This window comes from Streptomyces sp. NPDC088733 (assembly GCF_044751185.1).
GTDB lineage: Bacteria > Actinomycetota > Actinomycetes > Streptomycetales > Streptomycetaceae > Actinacidiphila.
The window spans coordinates 277,092-300,845 of the sequence record NZ_JBIVLH010000008.1 but is presented as its reverse complement, the minus strand read 5'-3'; the positions used below and the strand labels follow the sequence as shown (position 1 = coordinate 300,845).

28 protein-coding genes are annotated in these 23,754 nt (G+C 72.5%); 16 read left to right on the top strand and 12 right to left on the bottom strand.

Annotated features, from left to right (window positions below; all coding sequences use genetic code 11):
• The first annotated feature begins 17 nt into the window (after nt 1–17).
• Both ACIP64_RS17785 and ACIP64_RS17780 read left to right on the top strand, forming a co-directional pair.
• Nucleotides 18–446, top strand: coding sequence for a MerR family DNA-binding transcriptional regulator (locus ACIP64_RS17785; protein WP_401587218.1), 429 nt, complete (start codon nt 18–20; stop codon nt 444–446).
• A 49-nt stretch (nt 447–495) separates the two neighbouring features.
• The gene (locus ACIP64_RS17780; RefSeq protein ID WP_401587215.1) at nt 496–1,251 is read left to right on the top strand and encodes an SDR family NAD(P)-dependent oxidoreductase; all 756 of its coding nucleotides are present in this window, start codon (nt 496–498) and stop codon (nt 1,249–1,251) included.
• Nucleotides 1,252–1,345: 94 nt separating this feature from the next.
• Here ACIP64_RS17780 and ACIP64_RS17775 read toward each other — a convergent pair whose 3' ends face one another.
• Entirely contained in the window at nt 1,346–2,116 is a 771-nt protein-coding gene (locus ACIP64_RS17775; RefSeq protein ID WP_401587213.1) for a hypothetical protein, read from the bottom strand.
• Nucleotides 2,117–2,827: 711 nt separating this feature from the next.
• On the opposite strand from ACIP64_RS17775, the gene ACIP64_RS17770 reads away from it, so the two are divergent.
• The 7 genes from ACIP64_RS17770 to ACIP64_RS17740 all read left to right on the top strand — a co-directional run bounded on the left by ACIP64_RS17770 (nt 2,828) and on the right by ACIP64_RS17740 (nt 10,705).
• A complete protein-coding gene (locus ACIP64_RS17770; protein ID WP_401587210.1) occupies nt 2,828–3,331 on the top strand; it encodes a hypothetical protein in 504 nt (167 codons plus the stop codon).
• A gap of 143 nt (nt 3,332–3,474) precedes the next feature.
• Nucleotides 3,475–5,313 (top strand): S8 family serine peptidase, encoded by a 1,839-nt coding sequence (locus ACIP64_RS17765; RefSeq protein WP_401587208.1) that lies wholly within the window; start codon nt 3,475–3,477, stop codon nt 5,311–5,313.
• A gap of 158 nt (nt 5,314–5,471) precedes the next feature.
• Nucleotides 5,472–6,749: an aromatic acid exporter family protein gene (locus ACIP64_RS17760; RefSeq protein ID WP_401587206.1), complete on the top strand. Its 1,278-nt coding sequence runs from the start codon at nt 5,472–5,474 to the stop codon at nt 6,747–6,749.
• 118 nt (nt 6,750–6,867) lie between these two features.
• Entirely contained in the window at nt 6,868–8,121 is a 1,254-nt protein-coding gene (locus ACIP64_RS17755) for a PP2C family protein-serine/threonine phosphatase (protein ID WP_401587341.1), read from the top strand.
• A gap of 64 nt (nt 8,122–8,185) precedes the next feature.
• Nucleotides 8,186–8,623 carry a MerR family transcriptional regulator gene (locus ACIP64_RS17750; RefSeq protein WP_401587203.1) on the top strand — a complete coding sequence of 146 codons (438 nt, stop codon included), beginning with the start codon at nt 8,186–8,188 and terminating at the stop codon, nt 8,621–8,623.
• Entirely contained in the window at nt 8,620–9,606 is a 987-nt protein-coding gene (locus ACIP64_RS17745) for an NAD-dependent epimerase/dehydratase family protein (protein WP_401587200.1), read from the top strand. The genes ACIP64_RS17750 and ACIP64_RS17745 overlap by 4 nt, the downstream gene beginning before the upstream one ends.
• Nucleotides 9,607–9,838: 232 nt before the next feature.
• Nucleotides 9,839–10,705: a hypothetical protein gene (locus ACIP64_RS17740; protein WP_401587198.1), complete on the top strand. Its 867-nt coding sequence runs from the start codon at nt 9,839–9,841 to the stop codon at nt 10,703–10,705.
• Nucleotides 10,706–10,766: 61 nt separating this feature from the next.
• Here ACIP64_RS17740 and ACIP64_RS17735 read toward each other — a convergent pair whose 3' ends face one another.
• Nucleotides 10,767–11,369: a CGNR zinc finger domain-containing protein gene (locus tag ACIP64_RS17735; protein ID WP_401587195.1), complete on the bottom strand. Its 603-nt coding sequence runs from the start codon at nt 11,367–11,369 to the stop codon at nt 10,767–10,769.
• A 77-nt stretch (nt 11,370–11,446) separates the two neighbouring features.
• Here ACIP64_RS17735 and ACIP64_RS17730 point away from each other — a divergent pair, with 77 nt between their 5' ends.
• The gene (locus ACIP64_RS17730) at nt 11,447–12,238 is read left to right on the top strand and encodes an MBL fold metallo-hydrolase (protein WP_401587193.1); all 792 of its coding nucleotides are present in this window, start codon (nt 11,447–11,449) and stop codon (nt 12,236–12,238) included.
• A 116-nt stretch (nt 12,239–12,354) separates the two neighbouring features.
• Here the strand turns inward: ACIP64_RS17730 and ACIP64_RS17725 are convergent, their stop codons facing one another.
• Both ACIP64_RS17725 and ACIP64_RS17720 read right to left on the bottom strand, forming a co-directional pair.
• A complete protein-coding gene (locus ACIP64_RS17725; protein WP_401587190.1) occupies nt 12,355–12,606 on the bottom strand; it encodes a helix-turn-helix domain-containing protein in 252 nt (83 codons plus the stop codon).
• A complete protein-coding gene (locus ACIP64_RS17720; RefSeq protein WP_401587187.1) occupies nt 12,606–13,097 on the bottom strand; it encodes a DUF2975 domain-containing protein in 492 nt (163 codons plus the stop codon). The genes ACIP64_RS17725 and ACIP64_RS17720 overlap by 1 nt, the downstream gene beginning before the upstream one ends.
• 122 nt (nt 13,098–13,219) lie before the next feature.
• Between ACIP64_RS17720 and ACIP64_RS17715 the strand changes: the two genes are divergently transcribed.
• Nucleotides 13,220–14,008 carry a hypothetical protein gene (locus ACIP64_RS17715; protein ID WP_401587184.1) on the top strand — a complete coding sequence of 263 codons (789 nt, stop codon included), beginning with the start codon at nt 13,220–13,222 and terminating at the stop codon, nt 14,006–14,008.
• On the opposite strand, the gene ACIP64_RS17710 is transcribed toward ACIP64_RS17715, so the two are convergent.
• Complete coding sequence (locus ACIP64_RS17710) at nt 13,995–14,423, bottom strand: DUF6210 family protein (protein ID WP_401587181.1); 429 nt, start codon at nt 14,421–14,423, stop codon at nt 13,995–13,997. The two genes, ACIP64_RS17715 and ACIP64_RS17710, sit on opposite strands and share 14 nt — an antisense overlap.
• 292 nt (nt 14,424–14,715) lie before the next feature.
• Here ACIP64_RS17710 and ACIP64_RS17705 point away from each other — a divergent pair, with 292 nt between their 5' ends.
• Nucleotides 14,716–15,219, top strand: coding sequence for a GNAT family N-acetyltransferase (locus ACIP64_RS17705; RefSeq protein WP_401587179.1), 504 nt, complete (start codon nt 14,716–14,718; stop codon nt 15,217–15,219).
• A gap of 151 nt (nt 15,220–15,370) precedes the next feature.
• On the opposite strand, the gene ACIP64_RS17700 is transcribed toward ACIP64_RS17705, so the two are convergent.
• Nucleotides 15,371–15,892, bottom strand: coding sequence for a hypothetical protein (locus ACIP64_RS17700; RefSeq protein WP_401587176.1), 522 nt, complete (start codon nt 15,890–15,892; stop codon nt 15,371–15,373).
• 188 nt (nt 15,893–16,080) lie between these two features.
• Here ACIP64_RS17700 and ACIP64_RS17695 point away from each other — a divergent pair, with 188 nt between their 5' ends.
• Nucleotides 16,081–16,365 (top strand): hypothetical protein, encoded by a 285-nt coding sequence (locus tag ACIP64_RS17695; protein WP_401587174.1) that lies wholly within the window; start codon nt 16,081–16,083, stop codon nt 16,363–16,365.
• A 586-nt stretch (nt 16,366–16,951) separates the two neighbouring features.
• Here the strand turns inward: ACIP64_RS17695 and ACIP64_RS17690 are convergent.
• Both ACIP64_RS17690 and ACIP64_RS17685 read right to left on the bottom strand, forming a co-directional pair.
• The gene (locus ACIP64_RS17690; RefSeq protein WP_401587172.1) at nt 16,952–18,616 is read right to left on the bottom strand and encodes a dolichyl-phosphate-mannose--protein mannosyltransferase; all 1,665 of its coding nucleotides are present in this window, start codon (nt 18,614–18,616) and stop codon (nt 16,952–16,954) included.
• 66 nt (nt 18,617–18,682) lie between these two features.
• Complete coding sequence (locus ACIP64_RS17685) at nt 18,683–18,838, bottom strand: hypothetical protein (RefSeq protein ID WP_401587169.1); 156 nt, start codon at nt 18,836–18,838, stop codon at nt 18,683–18,685.
• A gap of 163 nt (nt 18,839–19,001) precedes the next feature.
• On the opposite strand from ACIP64_RS17685, the gene ACIP64_RS17680 reads away from it, so the two are divergent.
• Nucleotides 19,002–19,574 (top strand): CGNR zinc finger domain-containing protein, encoded by a 573-nt coding sequence (locus ACIP64_RS17680; protein WP_401587166.1) that lies wholly within the window; start codon nt 19,002–19,004, stop codon nt 19,572–19,574.
• Between the two features lie 11 nt (nt 19,575–19,585).
• Here ACIP64_RS17680 and ACIP64_RS17675 read toward each other — a convergent pair whose 3' ends face one another.
• Nucleotides 19,586–19,996 carry an SsgA family sporulation/cell division regulator gene (locus ACIP64_RS17675; protein ID WP_401587163.1) on the bottom strand — a complete coding sequence of 137 codons (411 nt, stop codon included), beginning with the start codon at nt 19,994–19,996 and terminating at the stop codon, nt 19,586–19,588.
• Nucleotides 19,997–20,203: 207 nt separating this feature from the next.
• Between ACIP64_RS17675 and ACIP64_RS17670 the strand changes: the two genes are divergently transcribed.
• Nucleotides 20,204–20,665, top strand: coding sequence for a DUF5709 domain-containing protein (locus ACIP64_RS17670; protein WP_401587160.1), 462 nt, complete (start codon nt 20,204–20,206; stop codon nt 20,663–20,665).
• Between the two features lie 16 nt (nt 20,666–20,681).
• On the opposite strand, the gene ACIP64_RS17665 is transcribed toward ACIP64_RS17670, so the two are convergent.
• Entirely contained in the window at nt 20,682–21,563 is an 882-nt protein-coding gene (locus ACIP64_RS17665; RefSeq protein WP_401587157.1) for an SDR family oxidoreductase, read from the bottom strand.
• Nucleotides 21,564–21,777: 214 nt separating this feature from the next.
• On the opposite strand from ACIP64_RS17665, the gene ACIP64_RS17660 reads away from it, so the two are divergent.
• Nucleotides 21,778–22,203: an ATP-binding protein gene (locus ACIP64_RS17660; protein ID WP_401587155.1), complete on the top strand. Its 426-nt coding sequence runs from the start codon at nt 21,778–21,780 to the stop codon at nt 22,201–22,203.
• Here the strand turns inward: ACIP64_RS17660 and ACIP64_RS17655 are convergent.
• On the bottom strand, nt 22,166–22,936 hold the full coding sequence (locus ACIP64_RS17655) for an NUDIX hydrolase (RefSeq protein WP_401587152.1): 771 nt from the start codon (nt 22,934–22,936) through the stop codon (nt 22,166–22,168). The two genes, ACIP64_RS17660 and ACIP64_RS17655, sit on opposite strands and share 38 nt — an antisense overlap.
• A 29-nt stretch (nt 22,937–22,965) precedes the next feature.
• On the bottom strand, nt 22,966–23,739 hold the full coding sequence (locus ACIP64_RS17650) for a hypothetical protein (RefSeq protein WP_401587150.1): 774 nt from the start codon (nt 23,737–23,739) through the stop codon (nt 22,966–22,968).
• Between the last annotated feature and the right edge of the window lie 15 nt (nt 23,740–23,754).

Here is a 23,754-nt window from a genome sequence, read left to right as displayed (position 1 = left end):
TCGAGAGAGGCGTCACCATGATGACCATCGGCGAGCTTGCCGACAAAACAGGGGTCACCCCGCGCATGCTCCGCTATTACGAACAGCAGGGGCTGCTCACTCCCTGGCGCGGCAGCAATGGGTACCGGCAGTACGGGAAAGCGGAATTGGCTCTCGTCCTGCATCTGCGCGAACTCATCGAGTCGGGACTTCCCACGCGCCTTGTACGTACCGTGCTGCCCTGGATCGGGCCTCAGGATCCGAAATCCCACGCCGCGTGCAGCGGGCTGGACACAGACGAGGTCACGGCCCTGCGGGAGCACATCGAGAACATCGACCGCCGCATCGAGGTGCTGTCCCGCAACCGCGCCGCCATCAGCGAGTACCTCCGTCTGATGAGCGTGGAACCGCACGGCCGCGGCCGGCACGGCAACCGACTTGACCTTGACACTAACGTCAATCCCTAGCGTCGGCCGAGTAGTGATATTCGGCTGAATCGCAACAGGAGACATTCTCATGCCCAAGGTTTTGTCAGGACAGACCGCGCTCGTGACCGGAGGATCGCGGGGCATCGGTGCCGAGATCGCCCGCGGACTGGCACGCGAAGGGGCCAGTGTCGCCATTACCTACCGGAATTCGCGCGAGCAGGCGGAAAAGGTGGTCGCGGAACTGGTCGCCATGGGCGCCAAGGCAATCGCCCTTCAGGCGGACCAGGCCGTTCCCCACGAGGCGTCGACCGCCGTCGAGCAGGCCGCCGAGTTCCTGGGCGGCCGGATCGACGTGCTGGTGAACTCCGCCGGGGTCGCCGTCATGGGCACGGTCGACCAACTGGACGTGGAGCTTCTCGACGGGGTCCAGCGGATGATGGCCACCAATGTGATGGGCACCGTGGTCACCACGCACTCCGCGACCCGCTTCCTGCCCGACGGCGGCCGCGTCATCCTGATCGGAAGCATCGTCGCCCACCGCATCCCCACGCCCGGCGTCGCCGAGTACGCGGCGAGCAAAGCGGCGATCGACCAGCTCGCCCGCGGATGGGCACGGGACCTCGGCCCGCGCGGCATCACCGTCAATGTCGTGCAGCCCGGGGCGACCGACACGGACATGAACCCGGCGGACGGCCCCTTCGCGGCGACCCAGGTGGCGATGACCCCCCTCGGCCGCTTCGGCACCACCGACGACGTCGCGAAGGCGGTCGTCTTCCTCGCGAGCGAGGACGCCGCGTTCATCACCGGTGCGCTGCTGACCGTCGACGGCGGATTCAGCATCTGAGCCGGGAGTCGCGCCCCTGACGCGCGGGGCCTCAGTGCCGGGACGACCTCACCGGCACCGGGGCCCCGCCGCGCGCGTCAGGCACGGCGCGGGACTACCACCAGAAGACGACGTACCCGTTGCCGCCGTTGGCACCGGACGGCGTGTCGCCACGGCCGTTTCCGCCCCCGCCCGCCCCCGGCGGTGCGGGCACGACGATGCCGTCGACCGCGGGGCCGCCCAGGCCGGGCCCGTCGCCGCCTTGCCCGCCACCGGCGCCCGTCCGGACCTCACCAGTGGCGCCGGCCGAACAGGAACCGACGCCGCCCGGCAGGCCGTTGGGCCCGGTTCCGCCCTGGCCGCCGGTGGCTGTCGCCGTCCCGCCGCCCACGGCGACCACGCTGGTGACCCCGCCGTCGGCCCCGTCGTCGCCGGTGCCACCGGCGCCGCCCGGCGCGATCGCCACGTTCACCTGCCCGCCCGGAACGACCGGCAGGACGCACCAGGCGAAGCCGCCGGCCCCGCCGCCCCCGCCGTTACCGGCCGGCGTCCCGCTCCCGCCGCCGCCGGCACCCCACACCTGGACGAAGACCCGGGTCAGCCCGCTGGGCACGATGAACTGAAAGACACCGGGCTCGGCGAAGGCCCGCAGGTCGTGCGGGACGCCGGCACCCGGAGGACCGGGAGGACCAGGGGGACCGGGAGGACCGGGAGGACCCGGCCGGCCCGGACGGACCGGGCAGTAGCGGGGCAGGTACGGGATGCCGGAGCACGGGTGGGCGGAACCGCCCGGGGCGGCGGACCGCGGGACGGCGACGTGGCCGGCGTCCATGCCTTCCGCGTACGCCGCGCCCGTCGCGCCTGCGCACGCCAGGGCCACGCTCACAGCCACCGCTCCCACCCGTACACAGCCTCGGCGTCGCCGCGTGGACGCCGGAGGCGTTGCTATTCGGGACAACACGTCACCTCCAGAAAGGGGCTCGCGACCTGCGGCGGGGCGCCGCTTCGGGGACCTGTCACGGTCGGGGGCGAGCCTCAGCCACCATCACCCTGCGCGAGGGGACGCGCACATCCGGTGGCCGGTCCGGGTGATCGCCGACGACGCGGGGCCCGTGGCACGCGTCCCCCGTTCGGCCCAGACGGCGGGTGCCCCGTGATCGGCGCATCGGACGGGGGCGGCTCCGCCGTCGCCGGGTGCGCAGGCCCGTGCGAACCACCCGCGCGCGCTCATCGCCAGGTCACCGCCCGCGCCGCGCGCGCCCACCGAACCCCTCCCCGCATCACCCCCCGGAACAGTGACGGACGTCGCGCACCCGGCACCGCTCCAGGTCCGGGGCCGCCCCCCTCCCGGCGGTCACCGTCCGCGACGCACTGGGCCCGGAGCACGGCACCGGGCCCGCACGTGTCAGCCGGACGGCCGACAGCGGCGGGCGGTGCCTGGACCACCCGGGGGATCCGCGGGCATATGACGGTATGTCACAAGAAGCGGTTTTCATCCCGTAATGGTTTGCTGCCCATGGCGGCGGACCGGCCCTGACCCACGTCCGCTCCGCCGTCGCGATTTCCCTCTCCCACACATCTCCCAAGGAGGAGTTTGATGTCGGTCTACACCCCCCAGCAGTTCGGGCAGCAGCAGCCGTACGCCCAGCAGTTCGGCCAGCAGTCCTGGGGCCAGCAGCAGCCGTGGGCGGCGCAGCAGGGTCTGGGCCAGCAGGCCTGGGGCCAGCAGCACGGCGCGTTCCAGCAGTACGGCCAGTACGGCAACGGGCAGCAGGGTCAGCAGCAGCTGCCGCTCCTGGTGACGGAGGTGGCGCTGCGTTCCGCCGCCACCGCCGTGTCCGCGGTCGTCGAGCAGATGCGCATCGACCCGCAGATCGTGATGGGTATCCAGGCCCAGGGCCAGATCCCCCCGCACGCCTGGAGCGCCGTCGTGACCGAGTGCGCCCGCCGGGTCGCCCCGGTCGTGCACGCCGTTCTCGCGCAGAACTGCCAGGGCCAGCAGTACGGCCAGTTCGGCCAGGGCAACCAGGCCGTGTACGGCCAGCACCACTTCGGCCAGCCGCAGTACGGCTACGCGCAGATGTCCCCCATGGGCATCTGATCGGCTTCCCGGCCGGGCGGGAACACCTCGGTGTTCCCGCCCGGCCGGGGCCGTCACCACGGCCGTGCGCGTCCGGCACCGGAACTCGCGCGGCCGGTTGTTGAGGGTGGACATGCAGGAACGACCAGGGTGAAGGCGGAGTGATGAGCGAGCAGCACGGCAACGGCGCCGCGGCGAAGGGGACCGGCGGCTCGAGGAACGGTGGCCGCAAAACGGGCCCCGCGCCCGAGACCGGCGGCCCGCGGGAGCCGCAGACCAGCGGGCAGAGCAGCGCCCGGCAGGAGCAGGACCAGGACCAGAGCCGGGGTACCGGGCAGCCGTTCCGGCAGACCCCCGGACGTGACAGCACCCGGCAGACCCGCAGCGGCTGGGGGCGCTACCTCGTCGCGCCGAAGCCCGTTGCCTGGCTGCCCGGCGGCGTGCCGCCGATCGAGGCGTCCGCCCTGTTCGAGCTGCTGGAGGAGGACCCGGACGTCGAGCCGCTGCGCCAGGTCCGGCCCTCGCGGGCGCGCGGGCTCGGGGCCATCGCCGGCCCGCTGCCGATGTGCCCCGCGGTCGCGGTCGTCGCGATGCCCCACGAGCGGGCCCAGGCGCTGGCCGCCAACCCGCAGATCGTGGTGGAGGCCGACCAGCCGCTGTCGTACCCGTCCGCCCCGGCCCCCGCGGCGCTCGCGGCACCGGCCTCCGACCCGTCGGTCGGCGTCACCCTGGACGAGCCCCAGCAGCTGACCGTGCGCGTCACGGGCAGCGACGGCCAGTCCGTCGGCGGCGCCGAGGTGTGGGCCACGGGCATGGCCATGACCTCGTACGCGGTCACCGGGGCCGACGGCCGCGCGCGTCTGACGCTGCCCGCCGACACCCCCGCCACGCTGCGCTCCCTGTTCGTCCGCCCGGCCGGCGGCTACTGGCCGATCCGCACCGGACGTCCGCAGCTGCTGGAGGACGCCGCGCAGTCCACGGAGCTGGCGGTCGAGGTCGTGGCACTGTCGGACACCTTCGAGGGCTTCCCCGACCAGCCGCTGGTCGGCTGGGGCACCCAGGCGATGCGCCTGCACCAGATCCCGCCGACGTACCGCGGGCACGGTATCCGCATCGCCCTGCTGGACTCCGGTGTCGACGCCGACCACCCCGACCTGAAGGACACCGTCTGGCACGGTGCCGACTTCACCCCCGGGGCCGAGGACGGCGGATGGCAGACCGACGCGACCGGGCACGGCACCCGCTGCGCCGGAGTCGTGGCCGCCGCCGACAACCGCTCCGGCATGACGGGCATCGCGGCCGACGCCGAGCTCCACGCCCTCAAGCTCTTCCCGGGCGGCCGGGTCAGCGACCTCCTCGACGCGATCGACCGGTGCGTCACCCACGACATCGACCTGGCCCAGATCAACCTGTCCTACGGCCAGCCCTCCCAGCTCGTGGCGTGGAAGCTGCTGGACGCCCACGCGGCCGGCATCGCCGTCATCGCGCCCGCGGGCGACACCAACGCGGCGATCTCGCCCCTGGCCGCGCTGCCCACTGTGCTCGCGGTCGGCGCGCTGGCGCACACCGGCACCTACCCGCCCGGCAGCCCGGTGGCCGCGGTCCAGCCGCCGTGGCCCGGCCCGTTCGCGGCGCCCTTCACGCCGGTCGGGCCCGGGGTCGACCTGATCGGCCCCGGCGCGGCGATCGTCACCACGGTGCCCGGCAACGGGTACTCCGTCGCCGACGGGACCGCGCTGGCCGCCGCGCACCTGACCGGTCTGGCCGCGCTGCTGCTCGCCCACCACGACCAGCTGCGCAGCTCCCCGCACCCCCGGACCGCCGAGCGCGCCGACCACCTCATGGCGCTGCTCCGCACGGCCAGCCGGCCCGTGCCGGGCACCGACGTACTGCGGCAGGGCGCCGGCCTCCCCGACGCGCCGATCGCCCTCGGCCTGCCGACGGTGCCCCCGGTGTACGACGGGCAGGAGTACATGCCGTCAGGGCCGGCGTCGCAGAACTGACACCGGCCGGCAGCGCCGGGGCGAGGGGCCGCGCGCCCTGCGCCCCGGCGCTGTGCTTTTCCCTCAACGGCCGTCCCCCGTCCGCTCGTTGACGGAATACCCGATCGGCATGTGCCCAGGTCAGGTGTACGAACGGGTGGTGCGGGCAAGGTCAGGGGATGCCTGCACGTGAAGCTGTCGCCGCGCTGCTCAAGCGCGGCAGGGACCCCGTCGTCACACTGACGCTGCGCGCCACCGTGGCGGCGACCATCTCCTATGTCATCGCGCTCCGGATCAGCACGGAGGCGGCACCGCTCACCGCGCCCCTCACCGCGCTGCTCGTCGTCCAGGTCACGCTCTACTCGACGCTCACCACCGGGATCCGGCGGGTCAACTCCGTGGTGGTGGGGGTGCTGCTGGCCGTCGGTTTCAGCGCGTTGGTGGGTCTGACCTGGTGGAGCCTCGGCCTCGTCGTCCTGGCGGCGCTGGTGGTGGGCCAGTTCGTCCGGGTCGACGAGTTCGTCAACGAGGTGGCGATCAGCGCCATGCTGGTCCTCGGGGTGTCCCAACTGGCGCACCAGGCCTGGGACCGGGTGCTGGAGACGCTGATCGGGGCGGGCGTGGGCCTGCTGCTCAACTTCCTCTTCGCCCCGCCGGTGTGGGTCGGCACCGCCGGCGAGTCCATCGAGGACCTGGCCCGCCGTATGCGGCACCTGCTGCTGCGCGTCTCGGAGGAACTGGACGTGCCGACCGCCGTCGAGCACGCCGAGGCCCGGCTGCACGAGGCACGCCGGCTGGACCAGGACGTCTCCGAGGTCGACGTGGCCCTGCGCCGGGCCGAGGACAGTCTGCGCCTCAACCCGCGGGTCAAGGAGGGGCTGCTGTCCCGGGTGGTGCTGCGGACCGGTCTGGACACCCTGGAGATCTGCGTGGTCGTGCTGCGCGTCCTGACCCGGTCGCTGACCGACCTGGCCAGACGGCGCGGCGGGAACGAGCCGCTGTTCGCCCGCGACGTGGCGGTGGGCATGGAGCAGCTCTTCGCCCACCTCGGCGGTGCCCTGGTGAGCTTCGCCGTCCTGGTCACCACCCAGGTGAGCCGCAGCGCCGAGGAGGCCGAGGACCGGCTGGCGGCCGAACTCGACGCCGCCCGCGCAAGCCGTGACAACGTCGCGCACCTGTTGCTGGACCGGGTGCGCGAGCATCCGCACTCCTGGCAGTTGCACGGCGCCGTCCTGGCGGAGGTCGACCGGATCCTGGACGAACTCGCTCCCGAACACCGCGCACAGCGCCTGATGGAGGAGCTGGACCGGGCCGCGCGCGCCCGCCGGGAGCGGTTCGCCGCGCTCACCCGCGTCCGCGACGCCCTCCGGGGCGGGCCGGGCACCCCGCGGCCCGCCCCGCGCGGGGAGGGCCTGGTCCTGCGCCGGTTGCAGCGCGGGGTGTGGCCGCGCGAATGAGGCGCACGCCGTCCGCCGGGGCCCGCACGGGCCCCGGCGGACTGCCGCGCGACAGGTGGCGGCGGGGCGCACCTTATAAATTGGACGGGTGGGCCTGCCAGGCACGGACAACGGCCGGATGACGGTGCCGGCGGCGGACATCGACTACGAGGCGCTGTTCGCGGCGACGCCGAGCCCGAATCTGGTCCTGGATCCGCATCTCGTCATCGTGGCCGTCAACCTGGCCTACCTGGAGGCGACCGGGCGGACCCGCGACGACCTGCTCGGCCAGTACCTCTTCGACGCGTTCCCCGACAACCCCGCCGATCCCCAGGCGGACGGGGTGCGGAATCTCAATGCCTCGCTCGAACGCGTCCTGGCCTTCCGCACGTCCGACACCATGGCCCCGCAGAAGTACGACATCCCGGTGGTGTCACGGCCCGGCGCGTTCGAGGAGCGCTGGTGGAGCCCGATCAACACCCCGGTCCTCGCCCCGGACGGCAGCGTGTCCTGGATCATCCACCGGGTGGAGGACGTGACCGCGTTCGTGCAGGCCCGCCGCCACCGCCACCACCCGGAGGGCGGGCGGCTGAGCGCCCGCGAGCAGGTGATGGAGGCCGAGCTGTACGCGCGCGCCCGCGAACTGCAGCTGCTCAACGAGGAGCTGCGGCAGGCGCACGCCCGGGAACGCCAGGTCGCGCTGACCCTCCAGGACGCGATGCTGCACTCCCCCGACCTCGCCCAGCACGGCGATGTCGCCGTGCGCTACCTGCCGGCCGCGGGCTCGCTGAATGTGTGCGGCGACTGGTACGACGTGGTCGACCTGCCCGGCGACCGCTTCGCCGTCGCGGTCGGGGACGTCGTCGGCCACGGGCTGCAGGCGGCGAGCGTCATGGGCATGCTGCGCAGCGCCCTGAGCGCGGCCATGCGCACCGTCCCCGAACCGGCGCAGGCCCTGGAGATCCTCGGGCAGTACGCCCGCAGCGTGGAGGGCGCCCTGGCCACCACCTCCGTGAGCGTGCTCATCATCCGGGCGAGCCGGGAGATCAGGTACAGCAGCGCCGGGCATCCGCCGCCCGTCCTGCTGCGGGCCGACGGGGACTGCGTCCTGCTGGACCGGGCCACCGACCCGCCGCTCGGGGCCCGGCCCGCGCATGCGCCACGGCCCCAGGCGAGCGTGACCTACGCGCCCGGCGACGTGCTCGTGCTCTACACCGACGGCCTCATCGAACGCCGCGGGGAGGACATCGACGTCGGTCTGGCCCGCCTCACCGGCGCCCTCGCCGAGGAGGCCCACCTCGGCGCGGAACCCCTCGCCGACACCGTCCTGCACCGCCTCGGCCTCAGCCACGGCGGCGCCGACGACATCGCCCTGGTCACCGTGCGGCTGTGAGCCGCGTGATCGCGGAAGATCCGGCATTTGCCTTCAAGCGCTTGAGGTCTGTGACGCTGTCCGCATGACGACTTTCGGCATACAGGACGCGTCCCGCCGCAGCGGGCTGAGCGAGCCGACGCTGCGCTACTACGAGGACGTCGGGCTGCTCGGCCCGATCGACCGCGACGACCGGAACGGCCACCGGCGCTACCGGCCCCAGGACCTCGACGTGCTGGAGGCACTGGCCTGCCTGCGCGCGGTCGGCGTCGGCATCGAGGACATGCGCACCTACCAGGCCAATCGGGCGCGCGGGCGCGCGGGCGCCGGTGACCAGCGCGACCTGCTGCTCCGCCACGCCGAGCGCATCGAGGCGGAGATCGCCGACCAGCACGCGCGGCTCGGCTACGTGCGGGAGAAGGCCGCGCTGTGGGACGCGCGGGAGCGCGGCGACATCGCCGCGGAGACCGAGGCGACCCGGCGTGTGGTGGACGCGGCCGGCCGCCTGGGGGTGCCGCGATGAGCCCGGTCCTGGTCACGGGCGGGTCCGGCTACCTGGGCACGCACCTCGTGGCGGCACTGCTGCGGGCCGGACGCCCCGTACGGGCCGCGGTGCGTTCCATGGACCGCGAGCCCGAGCTGCGTGCGGCCGTGCGCCGGGGCGGGGCGGACGACGCGGGCCTGGAGATCGTCGCCGTGGACCTGACGGCCGACGACGGCTGGAAGGCCGCCGTCGCGGGCTGCGAGGAGATCCATCACGTCGCCTCGCCCTTCCCCGTCGTCCAGCCGGAGAATCCCGACGCCCTGATCGTCCCCGCCCGGGACGGCGCGCTGCGACTCCTGCGTGCCGCGCGGGACGCGGGCGCCCGGCGTACCGTCCTGAGCTCGTCGTTCGCGGCGATCGGCTACACCCCCAAACCGGGGTCCGACTTCACCGAGGACGACTGGACCGATCCCGGCACGCCGGGCCTCGCGCCCTATCCGCGCTCGAAGGCGATCGCCGAACGTGCCGCGTGGGACCTGATGGAACGCGACGGCGGCGACACCGAACTCACCGTGGTGAACCCGACGTTCATCCTCGGACCCACGCTCACAACCGATCTGCGCTCCTCGATGCAGCTGCTCAAGGCGATGCTCGACGGAACGATGGGCATCGCACCGCGCGCCCGCTTCGGCGTCGTCGACGTACGCGACGTGGCCGACCTGCACCTCCGGGCGATGGCGGCCCCCGAAGCCGCGGGCAAGCGGTTCCTGGCCGTCTCCGACGGCCCGACGACGAGCTTCGTCGAAGTGGCCGCCGTCCTGCGCCGCCGGCTCGGCACGCCGGCCGCCCGCGTGCCCACCCAGGAGGCACCGGGGGACGATCTCCCCCGCCCGGTCATCCACAACGACCGCGCCCGCGAGGAACTCGGCTGGCGCCCGCGCCCTTCCGACACGACGATCGCTGATTCCGCCGAGAGCCTGCGCACCCTCGGCCTCTGGACACCGACGACCGACAGCCCCTGACACCGCGGGGCGCCGGGCCGACGGCCCGTGCGTGCCGACCGCCGGATGACGTGCAGGCGGTGGGCAGGTGAAGGGCGGCGGGACCCGTGGCACGCAGGCATCTTTCCGGGTGGGGATCTTTCGGGGCGTAGCACGAGCAACGGCCGAGGTCGGGATAAAAGATCGTTGACGCGGCAATGCCGCGGCCGTTGTGATGTCCGGACGCAATGGGGTGACTGGGGAGGGAACGTCCATGGGCGGAGAGCACACGGGGACCGGGGATTCCGGGGCGGCTCAGGAGACTGCCGGTGTCGCGGTGAAGGCAGGTTCCGAGGCCACGGCGCCGGCCGCCGCCGGAGGGACCGCGCAGGCCTTCGCCGGGGCCCAGCAGCAGGTTCCCTGGGTACCGCAGCCCATCGGCGCCCTGGAGCCCGAGCGGCCCAAGTCCCGCCGTGTGCTCTTCCTCGCCCTAGGCCTGGTGGTCGGCTTCGGCGTCGGCGCCTTCACCGACGCCGGTCCCTGGGCCGACGACGCCGTCTCCGCCCACTTGCCCTGGGCCTCGACGTACCACCTCGTGCCCCGTGCGGAGTTCCGCGGCATGGCACAGATAGCCGAGGACGACCCGGAGATCGTGCAGGCCCTGGACAACTGGAACGACGACACCGGCGCGTTCAAGCAGCTCATCGAGTCGATCCCGGACGTCACGCCGGTCGTGACCGGCTACCGCGACGCGGAGCAGCAGCGGGACGTGTCCTTCCTCGGCTTCGAGGCACGCGAGGACATCGGCCTCGACCCCGACGAGGTTCTCGACACCGCGTTCGGCGAGGAAGAACGCAAGCAGAGCGAGACCGAGCTGGCCGCGATGGCCGGCGGCAAGACGAAGGTGAAGGTCACGTACGGCACGCGGCGGCAGGTCGACAGCGATGTCTTCGACGGCCGCATGCACTGTGCGCTGGTCACCGTGACCGCCAAGGGCACCGCACGGCTCGGTTTCTGCGTGTGGGCCGACCGGAGCACCATCGGCACCGTCACCTCGGCGGGGCGCAACGGGGAGATCGACCTCGACTCCCTCACCGCGGACGCGCGGGCGCTGCGACTGGCCACCGAAGTTCCGCGCTGACGGCGGCCGCCTCCGGCACCCGCACGGGGTGCCGGAGGCAGTCCGGCACCGCCGCGTCCGGTCACATGGCGGCGGTACGGCGCGCGTAGGCGCGTGCCGCGCGGGCGCGGTCGCCGCAGCGGGTGGAACACCACTGGCGGCGGCCGTGGCGAAGCAGGTAGCGGTTGCAGGGGGCGGAGCCGCACGCGGTGAGCCGGTGCGCGTCGGGGCCCGTGAGCAGGTCCGAGGCGTCAGCGGCGAGGACGGCCAGGGCGTGGTCCACGATCGCGGTGGTGGGGTGCGGAGCGGCGCGGTAGGGCCCGCTCTCGTCGTCCCATCGCAGCAACGGCACCGTTGGGATCCGGGTCATGGCGTCGTTGACGGCGCCGACTGCGGCGGGGAGGGCGGGCAGCCCTTCGGTCCAGGAGGCGAACAGCGACCTGATCTGTTCGCGCAATGCGCGCAACTGCGTCGCGCACATCTCCCGCATGCCGGCGTCGACCGGCGCGAGGCCGCGTTCCGCGAGCCACTGGTTCGCCTGCGCGGGAGCCCCCAGAAGATCGACCGTGTGCCCGCCGGGCAGCGCTGTCGCGCTGTTGGCGAGGGCGAGAGCGAGGTGCTCCTCCTCGCCCTGTGCGGGTGGCAGGCCGGGCGGTTCGATCAAGGACTCCTTCACGTGTCTCATGGTACGGCTTGCTTGCATCCGTGAGAGACGACTACCGTGTTATCACGGTTAAACCGTGCCCATCCGTGAGGTGCTCCATGTCTTCCCTTCCCGCAGCGACCAACCCGTTCCCCGTCCGCGTCTTCGGCGGCCCGACCGCCCTCTTCGAGTACGGCGGCCTGCGCTTCCTCGTGGACCCGACCTTCGACGCCCCGGGCGACTACCCCCGCCCCGGCGGCCGGTTCCTGACGAAGACCGCCGCCTCCAGTGGGGTCCCCGCAGATCTCGGCGCTGTCGACGTGGTCCTGCTCTCGCACGACCAGCACCCCGACAACCTCGACACCTCGGGCCGGGCCCTGCTCGCCGACGTCCCGCTCACCCTCACCACCCCCGGTGGCGGACAGCGACTCAAGGAGCGGGCCAAAGGTCTGGCCGACTGGGAATCCATCGAGCTGAACCGGCCCGGCGGCGGCACGGTCACCGTGACCGGCGTCCCCGCCGTCCACGGACCCGGCCCGCGCGAGAAGGTCGAGCCGGTCCTCGGGCAGGTCGTCGGCTTCGTCCTGACCGGGGAGGGCCTGCCGGCCGTCTACGTGAGCGGCGACAACGCGTCCCTCGACGCGGTCAAGGAGATCGCCGGGCGCTTCGCCCCCGTCGACACGGCCCTCCTCTTCGCCGGCGCCCCCCGCTTCCCCGAACTCTTCGACAACCAGCTGATCGTCCTGGACAGCACCCAGGCCGCCGAGGCCGCCGGACTTCTCGCCGCCGGCCGCGTGGTCCCCGTCCACTACGACAGCTGGGCCCACTTCACGGAAGGCCGCGACGAACTGACGGCGGCCTTCACCGCCGCCGGGCTGGCCGACCGCCTGGACTGGGGCCGGCGGGACTGACACCGCGGCCCGGCGGACTCCCCCAACACGACGGAATCCGACGCCCGTTCGCGCGAACGACAGACCCCCGTCCTTCCGACGCGGAAGGACGGGGGTCCGCTCCCCGGGCGGCGCCGTCACGCCCCCCGGGGCACCTCGGCCTCAACCGCTGCCGCGTCCTCGGCCTCGGCCTCCCAGCGCAGCAGGTCGCCGGGCTGGCATTCCAGGACCTCGCAAAGGGAGGCGAGCGTGGCGAAACGCACCGCCTTGGCGCGGCCGTTCTTGAGCACCGCCAGGTTGGCCGGCGTGATCCCCACGCGCTCGGCCAGCTCGCCCACGGACATCTTCCGCTTGGCCAGCATCACGTCGACGTCGACGACGATCGGCATCAGATCACCTCGTCCAACTCGGCCCGCATCTGCGACGCCTCGACGTCGCGTGCGACGGCCTGCGCGAGCAGCGTCCGCATGACGAGCACGAGAAGTGCGACCCCCAGGATGGCCACTCCGATCCCGCCCATGATGAGCGTGACGCCCGGATCCTCCCGCTGGCCCGGCGCATTGATGATCGTGATCGCAAACCACACGAGGGAGGCCGCCACGATCGCGCCGATCACGATGTCCACGTACCGGAAGGCGGCGTGGGAGAAGACGGTTCCGCGGCGCACCATCGTCACCAGTCGCCAGACGCAGACCAGGGCCACCTGGACGGCGATCATGCCCAGGATCGTGACCACGCGGAACGCGGTCAGTGGGAGCGTCCCGTCCTCCGGGTCGCTCCCGCTGATCAACACCCACACCAGCAGGGCCTGTACGAACACAGTGCCGGTGAGCACCAGCACGAGCACGGTGCGCAGCGCGGCCACTGTCAGCTTTCCCATGACTCACCCTTCAATCGAGTTACGATGGGAATCTATCGAATCTCGATAGGTGAGGCAAGTGGCGCTGTGGCGGGGCGACCGACCCCCGCAGCCGGGACCGGGATGCCACGTACGCTCCGCACATGGCTGTATCGCTGCGCATCCCGGAGTATTCGGACGGCCGCCCGCTGGCGGCAGTCGAGGACCTCACGCGAGAACCCGCCTTCTGGCTCGCTCACCTCGTCCTGACCATGGGCGATCCGGGCGACGATCCCGAACGCTACGGGGTGGACCCAACCGCCTACGAGGAGATGGTGGAGCGCCTCGGCGACAGCGGATCGCCCTGGCCTGCCCTACGGGTGCCCTTCGCCGGCGGGCACACGGCCTACGTGGTGTACGCCAACGACGAGGACATGAGCGACGTGGCCTTCTTCGTCCGCCACCCCGAGTGGGGACGGCTCGGCCACCTCGGCCAGTGCGGCGCCGAGGGAGCCGGCCCCGGACTGTCCTGGTCCGAGCTGGTCGCGCTTGCCGCATCCCCGCACCACAGCGGCGAAGGCGTGACCGACCCCTCCCAGCGACTTCTGCTGCTGCTTCCCATGCTCGGCGACGCCGACACACCCGACGAGGCCCGCGACGCCGTGGCGCGTGCGCTGTCACGCTGCGGCATACCGTCCGACGCGGCAGCGGAATTGACCGAAGCGCTCATGGGCGAGGACACGTTCGACGACGAGCCCGGCTGGCGCGTGACCGATTCCGGCCCGGTGGCGATCTGTTCCTCGCCCTACAGCCCCCGCCGGATCCCGCTCGCCCTCGGCATCACGCCGGACCAGGCCGAGGCCCTGGCCGACGCCCTCAGCGGCGGGAACGGGCCCAACCCGGCTGCCGCCACGGAAACAGGTCAGTCGTCGCGGTCCTTCAGTCCGAGTTGAACCACACCAGCACCCCCGGGCCGTCCGGCGTGATCACCGGCACCCAGGCCTCGTCCGCTTCACGGATTCGGCTCTCGTCCAGCCGGAGGGGGTGCGGCTCCTCCGCGGTACCGTCGCATGCCCAGTACACGACAGCCCCGACGATCTCGCCGAGCCTGTCCCGCTCGCCATCCGGCCATGCGTAGTCCCAGGTGCCGGCACCGCGGTAGTCCGTCTCGAACAGCTCGCGCAGCGCGGCCAGTTCATCGGGGCCGAACATCGGCACCAGAAAGCCCTCGACCCGTCCCTGCCGACACGCGGTCCCGCCGTACTGCTGCTGGTAGACGACCCCCGTCTTCGCCTCGACCACCACATACAGCCGGCCACCGGCACTCATGCCGTCGGGATCGAGGGAGACGAAGCGCCGAAAAGTCATGACCCCAGTCTTCCGAGCCGTGAGCCACGATCTCAACGAGATCCAAGGCCGGGACCCGTCCCGCACTCAGAGCTGCGGGAACGGCGACAACAGCGGCGGGATGCCCCCGGCCGGATCCTGCCGTGCGTCACGCATCTCCCCCCAAGGGATCTTCGAGACACCCTTCAAGAGACCTCCCACTGCCACCCCCTCAAAGCAACGCGCCGGAGCGCGCAGCGCCTGCATCTGGAACCTCCCGCACGCTGCGAGCCACGTCTGTAATTCGTAATGATCCGTGAGGCAAGGTGGGGGCATGACGACGTACGAGACGATGCCGTTCCACCTTGAGACCGAGCGGCTGATACTGCGGCCGTGGGCCGAGTCGGACGCCGCCGAGTTCTGCGCCCTGCTCTCCGAACGCGGCAAGGGAACCCCCACGGTTGAACACATCCGGACGTCCATCGCGGGGCTGCTCGCCGCGACGGCGACCACGGGGATCGCCCTGTTGCCCATCCAGCGCCGCGACGAAGGCGACTTCATCGGCTACTGCGGGCTGATCATCGGCCGTTCCACCCTGGAGGAGCCTGAAATCGCGTATGAGCTGTTCCAGCACGCGCATGGGCGCGGCTACGCCACCGAGGCTGCCGGCGCGGTGCTCGATGCCGCCATCGCGACCGGGCGGAAACGGCTCTGGTCGACTGTCGGTACGTGGAACGCACCGTCGCTCCGTGTCCTTGAGAAGCTCGGGTTCGAGCGGGATCACGTTTCCACGGAAGACAACGGTGAAGTGGTCTGGCTCACACGCTCGTTGCCGTGACGGGTGAGCACGCTCCCGATGCCTGATGCTCCGCATGATCGAGTGTGCTCCGGCAGAGCGCCGGCCGGCATACAACTGACGACGGTCAACGGTGGCCGCACCCGTGTCCGCACCAGACCAACCAGCAAGATCACGATCTGCAGACGGAGAATCAGGCCTTGACGATCGCTCCGACCGCGGCCGCCACGTCTCGGGATCCCCCCGCGAGGCCCGCAATCTTCGCAACGGCCTCACCCACCCATTGAGGATCCCCGAGTCTTGCCGCACGGCCGCATTCCACTGTCCGCTTGAGGAACTCATCAACCTTGCGGATCTCCCGCCTGCCGTACCTCCTGGGGGCATGCGTGAAATACGCGACCCAATCCTCGTACGGGTGGCGCAGCGTGGCGGCGACGAAGGCCTCCCCGCCCCCGAGCCGGGAAAATCCCCCCAGGGCCATAGAAAAGTCCGTGAACCTGGCCAGTGCCTTTGAGTTTCCCAGCCGGCCGGGTTGCGCCGAGAGGTGGAGATTCATGAGCCGCCTCCACGGGATGACCTGCACCTCGACCCCCTCGACCCAGTAACCGAACCCCTGGTCATGGAGCTTCAGGTATTTCCCCTTGCGTGCCGCCGAATCGCCGATGATCCACTCGTCTGCGACGAGTTCCAGAGGACCCAAAGTCAGAGCGTTCATCGACCACCGATCCTCTGCCCAGCAACACACCACCTCGCCGCACGATACCCCGAATTGTACGGCCTTTCGACATATGCCCTTCGCGCGAGGGACCCGGGGAGCTCCCGCCTTTCAGATGACGAGGCGGACGACGAGACCGGTCGGCTCGCACCCAAAGCCCCTCCCCACCTCCGCGGTAATGTTCCCGCGTGACTGCCTCGTTCATGCTGATCCCCGGCTTTTGTTTCGTACTCCTGGGCGTCTTGGCCTTGAACGGCCGGGGAAACGCGGAGTATGCAGGAATGCCCATGGTCGCCTGGGGTTGGGTGGCGATGGGTGGTGGCTTCGTCCTGGACGGCGGGCCGACACTCCTCGGGTTCTCGTTCGGAACGAGGGCGACGCTTGCCGGCGTGGGCCTGGTGTTCATCGTGCTCGGTGGGGTGCTTGTGATCTGGGGCAGATCGAGGGCCCGCCGCATCGAGCAAGGCAACTGAGGCGGACATCCGACAGTTGGACCGCCTCCGGGCCGTGCGAGCCGCACCAAGGACGGACGACGCCGACAACCGATGGCTGTTCGGCCACAGGTCACAGCTTTGACCGCCTGAGCGAACCCAGGCCGGCGGGCTCCTTGAGCGCTTCCCGAAGGAGAAGAACCGGTCGATTCGGGGGACAACACCGATTCACTGCCGGTGCGTTGACCTACCGGGCTCGAGTGAGGAACATACGTCCGTGATCAGAAACAGTCCCGCGATGGCGGTCTGCCGTCATGTCGGTTGAGGGTTGGCACGAGGCGCGTCCGCTGCTTCACACGCGCCCGTTTCCTGCGCGTCTGCGCAACTACCTCCTCGCCGTGCCGTGCTTCGCCGTGTTGGCGGTCCCGGAGCACTGGTGGGGGGATGGATCCTGGCCATGGATCATCCTGACTCAAACCGTCATGCTCACAGCGCTTGTTTGCTATGTCGAGGTCCGCGCTTGGCGACTCCGTCGGGCCCTTCGTATGCCCGACGGGGTGGGCGAGCAGTAGCCGCGAGTACCCGGGCAACCGACCGGCAGCGCGTGGCCGCGGACACGCGCCGCGGGTCAGATCCAGGAGTCGAGCCACATACGGGCGTGCCAGGAGGAGTAGGGGATCGTCTGCCCGGTGTAGATCGGGAAGAAGTAGATGAAGTTCCACACGATGAGCAGGACCAGGGTGCCCGTGGCGACCGTTCCCCATACGCGGCGCCTGTCGTCCGATCCCGGTGGGCCCAGGAGCGTGCCCAGCGTCATCGCGACGGCCAGGCACAGGTACGGGACGAAGGCGACGGCGTAGAACGTGAAGATCGTGCGGTCCTGGTAGTTGAACCAGGGCAGGTAGCCGGCCGCCACCGCGCAGAGGACGGCGCCGGACCGCCAGTCGCGGCGCAGGGCCCAGCGGTAGAGGAGGTAGGCCAGCGCGAAGCAGCCCGCCCACCACAGCGCGGGGGTGCCGAGGGCGAGGATCGCCCGGGAGCAGCCCTCGGCGGCGCCGCAGCCGTCCTGGCCGAGTTTCGGGGACTGGTAGTAGAACGAGGTGGGGCGGCCCAGGACGAGCCAGCTCCAGGGGTTGGACTGGTACGGGTGCGGGCTGTGCAGGCCCACGTTGAACTGGTAGACCGCGTACTCGTAGTGCCACAGGCTGCGCAACGGGGCCGGGATCCACGACCAGGTGCCGCCGCGGCCGTCCGCCCAGTGGCGTCCGTAGCCGCCGTCGGTGGCGAACCAGCCCGTCCAGGTCAGCAGGTAGGTCACGACGGCGACGGGCAGCAGCGAGAGCACGGAGGGGACGAAGTCCCTGCGCAGTACGGCGGCATAGGGGCGGCGGGCTCCGGCCAGGCGCCGGGCGCCGACGTCCCAGAGCAGCGTCAGGATCATGAAGAAGGCCAGGTAGTACAGGCCGTTCCATTTGACGGCGGAGGCGAGGCCGAGGAAGACGCCTGCCGCGAGCCGCCAGGGGCGTGCGCCCGTGCCGGTGCGGGCCGCGGCCGTGGCGTCGGGGCCGGCGAAGCCGTCGGCGCCCACCGGCAGGGCGGCGGCCAGCCGGGCTCGCGCGTGGTCGCGGTCGATCAGGAGCGAGCCGAAGGCCGCGAGGACGAAGAGCATGACGAACACGTCGAGCAGCGCGACGCGGCTCATCACGAAGTGCAGGCCGTCGACCGCGAGGAGGCCGCCCGCCAGGCAGCCCAGGGCCGTGGAGCGGAACAGCCGCCGGCCTATTCGGCACAGCATCAGGACCGAGACAGTGCCGGCGAGGGCCGCCATGAAGCGCCAGCCGAACGGGTCCAGGCCGAAGCCCCATTCGCCGAGCGCGATCATCCACTTGCCCATCGGCGGGTGCGCGACGAACGTCCCGGGGTCGGTGAGCGGCAGGTCGGCGGAGTGGCCGAGGATCGCCGGGTCGGCGATCTTGCGGTCGGGCCAGGTGCCCTCGTAGCCGAGCCGGAGCATCGACCAGGAGTCCTTGGCGTAGAACGTCTCGTCGAAGACCACGTCGTGCGGCCGGCCGAGGTCCCAGAACCGGAGCACACCGGCGAACACGGCGACGAGCAGCGGCCCGAGCCAGCCGGCCCGTGACGCGCCGAACGGCGGCACGAGCCGCTCCCGGATGTCCGTCCAGGGGCGCGCCTCGTAGCCGAACGGCCGCAGTCCCCGCAGCCAGGAGCCGGGCCACCCGCCTGCGGGACGACCCTCGCCGGCGGGGGTCTGTGTCGCTGTGTGCGTCGTCACTCGGCCATCGTAGGGATCAGGCAGGGCAGCGACGCCGCCGCCCCCGGGCACCCGGGGCGGGAAAGGTCACCAGACCTGGGCGAAACAGCCGATCATCGTCGCCACGGCGACGAGACCCACGAGCACGGCGGCGAAGGTACGGGGCAGGGTCATGGTGACTCCTTCGATGGCGGGGGTTGCGGGCCGCGGTCGGCGGCCCGGTGCCCGTGCTCCGCCGGTCACGGCGGACCAGCGGACGGGCGGCTCACGACCCACCCTCATAACCGGTTGGGCTGGTGACGATGCTGCGTCACGCCCCACTTCCCTGTCAAGCGATCGATACGGGAGGATGAGGGGGCGATGTACGGTGCTTGCCCGGAGAAGCATCACCTGTCAGAATGGTGACATGGTACACGCCTTCCCGTGCGGGACCCCGGCACTCGATTTCGTCGGCACACTGCGGGCCCGCCGCAACCCGGAACCCCGCGAGATGCTCACGTCGCCGGAGAGCCTCGACGCCTGGTTCCGCGAGTCCGGGATGGTGCACGCCGACACCAAGTGCGACCAGGACGACCTGGACGCCGCGATGGGCCTGCGCGAGGCCGTGTACGCGCTCGTCCGCGCGGGACTGCTGGGCCAGGACCGCGATACCGCCGCGGTCGCCCTCGTCAACGACACGGCGCGGACGCCCTCCGCGGTCCCGCAGCTCACGGCGGAGGGACGGCGTGTCGAGGCGACCCCCCGGCAGGCGCTCTCCTCCCTGGCCCGCCAGGTCATCGACATCCTCAGCGGTCCGGAGGGGTCCCTGCTCAAGGAGTGCGGCCGCCCCGAGTGCACGCAGGTCTACATCGACCGCTCGCGCGGCTCGCGCCGCGAGTGGTGCGCCATGGAGACCTGCGGCAACAGGGTCAAGGCCGCCGCCTACCGCGCCCGCAAGAAGGCGTCCGGCGACCTGGTCGCGGCCGGCGGCGACCGCTGACACGACCCGGCCTAGGCCGACAGCAGCCCGCTGATGCAGGCGTCCCAGTCGATACAGCCCGACTCGGTGCCGAGCGGGACGAGGGCGATGGCGGCCGCGAGGAACGCGGCCAGCACCCCCGTCCCCACCCGCAGCACGGCCGTGCCCGACTGCCCGCCCAGCCCGATCAGGGTGTCCCCGTCGGCTCCCGGGCGTACGTGGACGTCGCCGGCCCCCGAGGGTCCGCGCAGTCCCGCGAGCAGCAGTTCACGGGAGACCACCCACACCGCGTCCCCCGTGCCGGACACTCGGCCGAAGCGCATGTGCACCGCATAGGGCTCGTCGGCGCCGTACCGGCACTCGACGGACAACTGGAGCATCGGCCCGGGGCCGGCCCTCAGGCGCATGGGCAGCCGCTCGACGATCGATTCCGTTGCTTCCATGCGGATGCCCTGTCTCCTGTGCGTCTCCCGTGCCGGCACCGGCCGGCGTCCACCACGACGATGGAATGCGTCTGCCCCCGCCGCCCGTGCGGCGCGATGGAGGAACGGCGGGGATCGTGGGGAGGTACGGCGTGTGCTCCCCGGGCCAGGGGGGCGGGCGCACTCGTCCCGGACGGGACGGGACCGGCGGAGGCGGAGGAGGCGGTCATGACCGACGACCCGATGGCGGACGACGTGTACCAGCCGACCGGCGGCAACGAGGAGCAGGAGGACGCGGCGCCCCTCGACATGGAGGACGCGCTCGGCGAACGCGACTACGACGACATCCTGGACGAGGGCTACTCCCCGCCCGAGCGACCGCTCGGCCTGGACAAGGTGGGGGTCACCGCTGCCGAGCAGCGCGCCGGGGAGAGCCTCGACGAGCGCCTTGCCGAGGAGGTCCCCGACGACACGGTCTACCCCGGGGACGACATCGGCGACCTGGCCGGAGGGGACGGCGAACCGGTCGACCCGCAGGCCGGGGCGGAGCGGGCCGGACGCCTCGTGGCACGGGATGCGGGCACGGACGGTGACGACCTGCTCGCCGAGGACGTCGGCGTCGACGGCGGTGCGGCGGGCGCCGAGGAGGCGGCCGTGCACATCGTCCCGGAGGACACGCCCTGGGAGTGAGGAACGAGGGCCGGGCTCAGGCGGTCGGGCCGTCGCCGGGCATGTCGGCGCGGCCGCCGGGGCCCAGCAGACCGGTCGCCGTGAACGGCGTCCGCTCGGCCAGCCGCGGCAGTTCCCGGCGCGAGAACCGTACGACGAAGGACGGCAGCAGCGCGCGCACCGGTTGCGCCGCCCGGAGCCACGGGGGTGCGTAGACCGCCGGGGCGCGGCGTTCCACGGCGTCGGTCAGCCGGGCGGCCACCGACGCGACCGGGTACACCTTCCGCGCGGGAGGCGGCATGTGGGCGCGCAGTTCGCGCAGCACCGCGTACTCGTCCGCGTCGCGGATCATGTCGGTGTCGGTCCAGTTGAGGTAGGCGATGCCGACCGCCACCCCCTCGTGGGCGACCTCGGAGCGCAGCGACTGCGCGAAGGACTCCACGCCCGCCTTGGACGCGCAGTACGCGCTCATCATGGGCGCGGCGCCGATGGAGGCGAGCGAGGCGACCTGGAGGAGGTAGCCCCGCGTGCGCAGCAGGGAGGGCAGGAAGACCCGGGCCGTGGTCGCGCTGCCGATGAGGTTGACCTCGATGACGCGGCGCCAGACGGCGGGGTCGGACTCCACGAACGGGCCGCCCTCGGCGATGCCGGCGTTGGCGACCACTACCGCGGGGTCTCCCATGCGGGCGGCCACCTCACCGGCGACCTGTCGCATGGTGGCGTCGTCGGTGATGTCGGCCTCCCAGCACAGGGCCTGGGTGGGCAGTGAGCCGGCGACGGCCGCAAGGGTCTCCTTCTCGCGGCCGAGCAGGGCGACGCGGGCTCCGCGCCGGGCCAGTTCTCGCGCCATGCCTGCCCCGATGCCGCGCGCGGCCCCCGTCACCACGGCCACGCGGTCCCGCAGGACGGACTGCTTCACCGGTACTCCCCCGTCCTCGCCGTCCCCGCCGGGCGCGCCGCCCGCCGGGGTCGCTCGCGCCGTACGGCCCGGGTGGGCGTCGTCGGCCGGTCCCCACCCACGATCCGCCCCCGGGCCGCGCTTCGCATCACGGGCCGCCGCGGCCCCGTGCCGCGGCGAAAGCGGGGTAGACGGGAGATGCGGGCCCCAGAAGACCGTGGAAGGGAGAAGCGCGGTGGCCGACACATCGATGAAAGCCGTGGGCTGGGCGCGGTCCTTCCCGGTGTCCGGCGGGGTGCGGGCGGGCCGGCGCTGGACCCGCGAGCACCTGGACACCCTGGAGTGGACCAAGGACGCCCCGGGAACGGTGGACGACATCCTGCTCACGGTGTCGGAGCTGATCACCAACGCCCATGTGCACGCCCGCAGCGACGCCGAGCTCATCCTGACCTGGGACAGCCGGTGCCTGCACGTGAGCGTCCACGACTCGGGCGGCGAGCTGCCCGCCCGGCGTCAGGCCGGGGCGACGGCGACCGGCGGCCGCGGGCTCGCCCTGGTCGAGGCGGTGGCCGACCACTGGCACACCCACACCCAGCCGGACGGCAAGACGGTGACGGCGTGCTTCACCCCGCCCGGCCGGCCGGAGGGTCCTCGCTCCTGAGGCCGTCCTCCGGCTCGCCGGCGCGGCCGGTCCAGCGGCGGACGACCGCGTCCAGGTAGTCCACCGCGCGGGCGCCGAGGGCGGCGACATCCACCGGGGACCCGACGAACGCGAGGCGGTCGAACTCCGGCTCCAGGCCCCGCGCCGTCTCCGAGGCCACCAGGTCCGCGAAGCGTTCCCGCAGCAGGGCCTCGCGGCGCGGCGGCGCGAGGAAGAGGACGCCGACCGTGCCGTTGGCGGCGTGGGTGACGAGCCAGAGCGCCAGGTCGCCGGGCGGGACGACGGTGCCGGTCTCCTCCGCCAGTTCGCGGGCGGCGTGCCGGCGCAGCGCGTCCAGGTCCAGCGTTCCATGGTCCTCCGGGGGTTCGGCGGATCCGCCGGGCAGCTGGACACGGCTGAGGGTCGCGGTCCAGGGCGCCATCCGGCCGACGAGCAGCCGCCCGTCCTCGTCGGGTTGCAGTACGGCGACGAACAGCGAGGGCAGCCAGCCGGTCGCCCCGGGGAAGCGGCGCAGGACGTGCCGCCGGTACGTCGTCCTCGCCCAGGACAGGACGAGGGAGTCCGGCGCGTCGCGCCCGAGCCCGACGCAGGCCGCCACCGGCCCGTCGAAGAGGGCCGGCGCCGACGCGACGGCCGCGTCCCAGGCCCGGTCCATGGCCGACCGCACGGCCGGCGGCACCTCCGGCGTGCCGACCTCGACCAGGCGGATCCGGCGGGCCTCCCGGAGTGCCACGCCGCGTGCGGGCGGTGGCAGCGGCCCGGTCACGGGCCGGTCGCGGGCGCCCGGACCGGGACCGGCCCCGCAAAGCCGGTGAACGTCATGACGCTCTGGTAGCGGCTGTCGTCGGGGTAGACGAGGTCCTCCTCGAAGCGGGTGACGCGTCCTTGGGCGTCCACCCAGGCCGTGCAGGTGACACCCTTCGTCCCGGGGACGTCCTCGCGGGGCACGAGCGTCGCGTAGGTGCGGGGGTCCACGCCCTCGAAGGCCGCGGTGGCGATCCAGCCGGAGAGCCGGTACAGCGGGGGGCCACCGGTGTCCGCACGGAGTTGCTGACGGGCGTTGGCGGGCTGGCGGGCGAGCAGTTGGGCGACGGCGTGGACCTGCATGATCTGGTTGCCGGGCGGCGCCTTGGCGAGCGGGTCGTGCCACCAGCCGCGTACGGTACGCCCGTTGCCGTCGACCTCGCGCACCCAGGCGCCGGTGGGCAGCAGCACCTCCTGGGCCTCCTTGTACCGGTCGGGCTCTACGGACGACACGGTGAACTCGCCGGTCGTGCGGGCGCCGAGGTTGAGGGTCCCCTCGATCCGCTGCACCGGTGAGGAGTTCGCGCCGCGCGGTCGTTCCGTGTGGAAGCGGGCCGAGTAGGGGTGGGCGGCGCGCTCGGCCAGCGCCTGCCCCACGGCGGAGTCCGGCAGCGGCGCGACGGTGCGGAGCGGGTCAGGGGCCGCCGCGCCGGACGGCCCGCCGCAGCCGGCCAGGACGAGGATCGCGGCCTGGGCCGCGGGGCCGGTGAGGCGCGGGGCCGACGGTGTCATGGGCGCAGTATGACG

What these genes read in the sequence shown, in the direction of transcription:
- ACIP64_RS17680 (WP_401587166.1), top strand. Translation starts at nt 19,002, where the DNA reads ATGGTACACGCCTTCCCGTGCGGGACCCCGGCACTCGATTTCGTCGGC.
- ACIP64_RS17715 (WP_401587184.1), top strand. Translation starts at nt 13,220, where the DNA reads ATGGCTGTATCGCTGCGCATCCCGGAGTATTCGGACGGCCGCCCGCTG.
- ACIP64_RS17720 (WP_401587187.1), bottom strand. Translation starts at nt 13,097, where the DNA reads ATGGGAAAGCTGACAGTGGCCGCGCTGCGCACCGTGCTCGTGCTGGTG.
- ACIP64_RS17760 (WP_401587206.1), top strand. Translation starts at nt 5,472, where the DNA reads ATGCCTGCACGTGAAGCTGTCGCCGCGCTGCTCAAGCGCGGCAGGGAC.
- ACIP64_RS17780 (WP_401587215.1), top strand. Translation starts at nt 496, where the DNA reads ATGCCCAAGGTTTTGTCAGGACAGACCGCGCTCGTGACCGGAGGATCG.
- ACIP64_RS17765 (WP_401587208.1), top strand. Translation starts at nt 3,475, where the DNA reads ATGAGCGAGCAGCACGGCAACGGCGCCGCGGCGAAGGGGACCGGCGGC.
- ACIP64_RS17700 (WP_401587176.1), bottom strand. Translation starts at nt 15,892, where the DNA reads ATGAACGCTCTGACTTTGGGTCCTCTGGAACTCGTCGCAGACGAGTGG.
- ACIP64_RS17745 (WP_401587200.1), top strand. Translation starts at nt 8,620, where the DNA reads ATGAGCCCGGTCCTGGTCACGGGCGGGTCCGGCTACCTGGGCACGCAC.
- ACIP64_RS17740 (WP_401587198.1), top strand. Translation starts at nt 9,839, where the DNA reads ATGGGCGGAGAGCACACGGGGACCGGGGATTCCGGGGCGGCTCAGGAG.
- ACIP64_RS17785 (WP_401587218.1), top strand. Translation starts at nt 18, where the DNA reads ATGATGACCATCGGCGAGCTTGCCGACAAAACAGGGGTCACCCCGCGC.
- ACIP64_RS17735 (WP_401587195.1), bottom strand. Translation starts at nt 11,369, where the DNA reads ATGAGACACGTGAAGGAGTCCTTGATCGAACCGCCCGGCCTGCCACCC.
- ACIP64_RS17750 (WP_401587203.1), top strand. Translation starts at nt 8,186, where the DNA reads ATGACGACTTTCGGCATACAGGACGCGTCCCGCCGCAGCGGGCTGAGC.
- ACIP64_RS17705 (WP_401587179.1), top strand. Translation starts at nt 14,716, where the DNA reads ATGACGACGTACGAGACGATGCCGTTCCACCTTGAGACCGAGCGGCTG.
- ACIP64_RS17670 (WP_401587160.1), top strand. Translation starts at nt 20,204, where the DNA reads ATGACCGACGACCCGATGGCGGACGACGTGTACCAGCCGACCGGCGGC.
- ACIP64_RS17725 (WP_401587190.1), bottom strand. Translation starts at nt 12,606, where the DNA reads ATGCCGATCGTCGTCGACGTCGACGTGATGCTGGCCAAGCGGAAGATG.
- ACIP64_RS17730 (WP_401587193.1), top strand. Translation starts at nt 11,447, where the DNA reads ATGTCTTCCCTTCCCGCAGCGACCAACCCGTTCCCCGTCCGCGTCTTC.
- ACIP64_RS17650 (WP_401587150.1), bottom strand. Translation starts at nt 23,739, where the DNA reads ATGACACCGTCGGCCCCGCGCCTCACCGGCCCCGCGGCCCAGGCCGCG.
- ACIP64_RS17755 (WP_401587341.1), top strand. Translation starts at nt 6,868, where the DNA reads ATGACGGTGCCGGCGGCGGACATCGACTACGAGGCGCTGTTCGCGGCG.
- ACIP64_RS17675 (WP_401587163.1), bottom strand. Translation starts at nt 19,996, where the DNA reads ATGGAAGCAACGGAATCGATCGTCGAGCGGCTGCCCATGCGCCTGAGG.
- ACIP64_RS17710 (WP_401587181.1), bottom strand. Translation starts at nt 14,423, where the DNA reads ATGACTTTTCGGCGCTTCGTCTCCCTCGATCCCGACGGCATGAGTGCC.
- ACIP64_RS17770 (WP_401587210.1), top strand. Translation starts at nt 2,828, where the DNA reads ATGTCGGTCTACACCCCCCAGCAGTTCGGGCAGCAGCAGCCGTACGCC.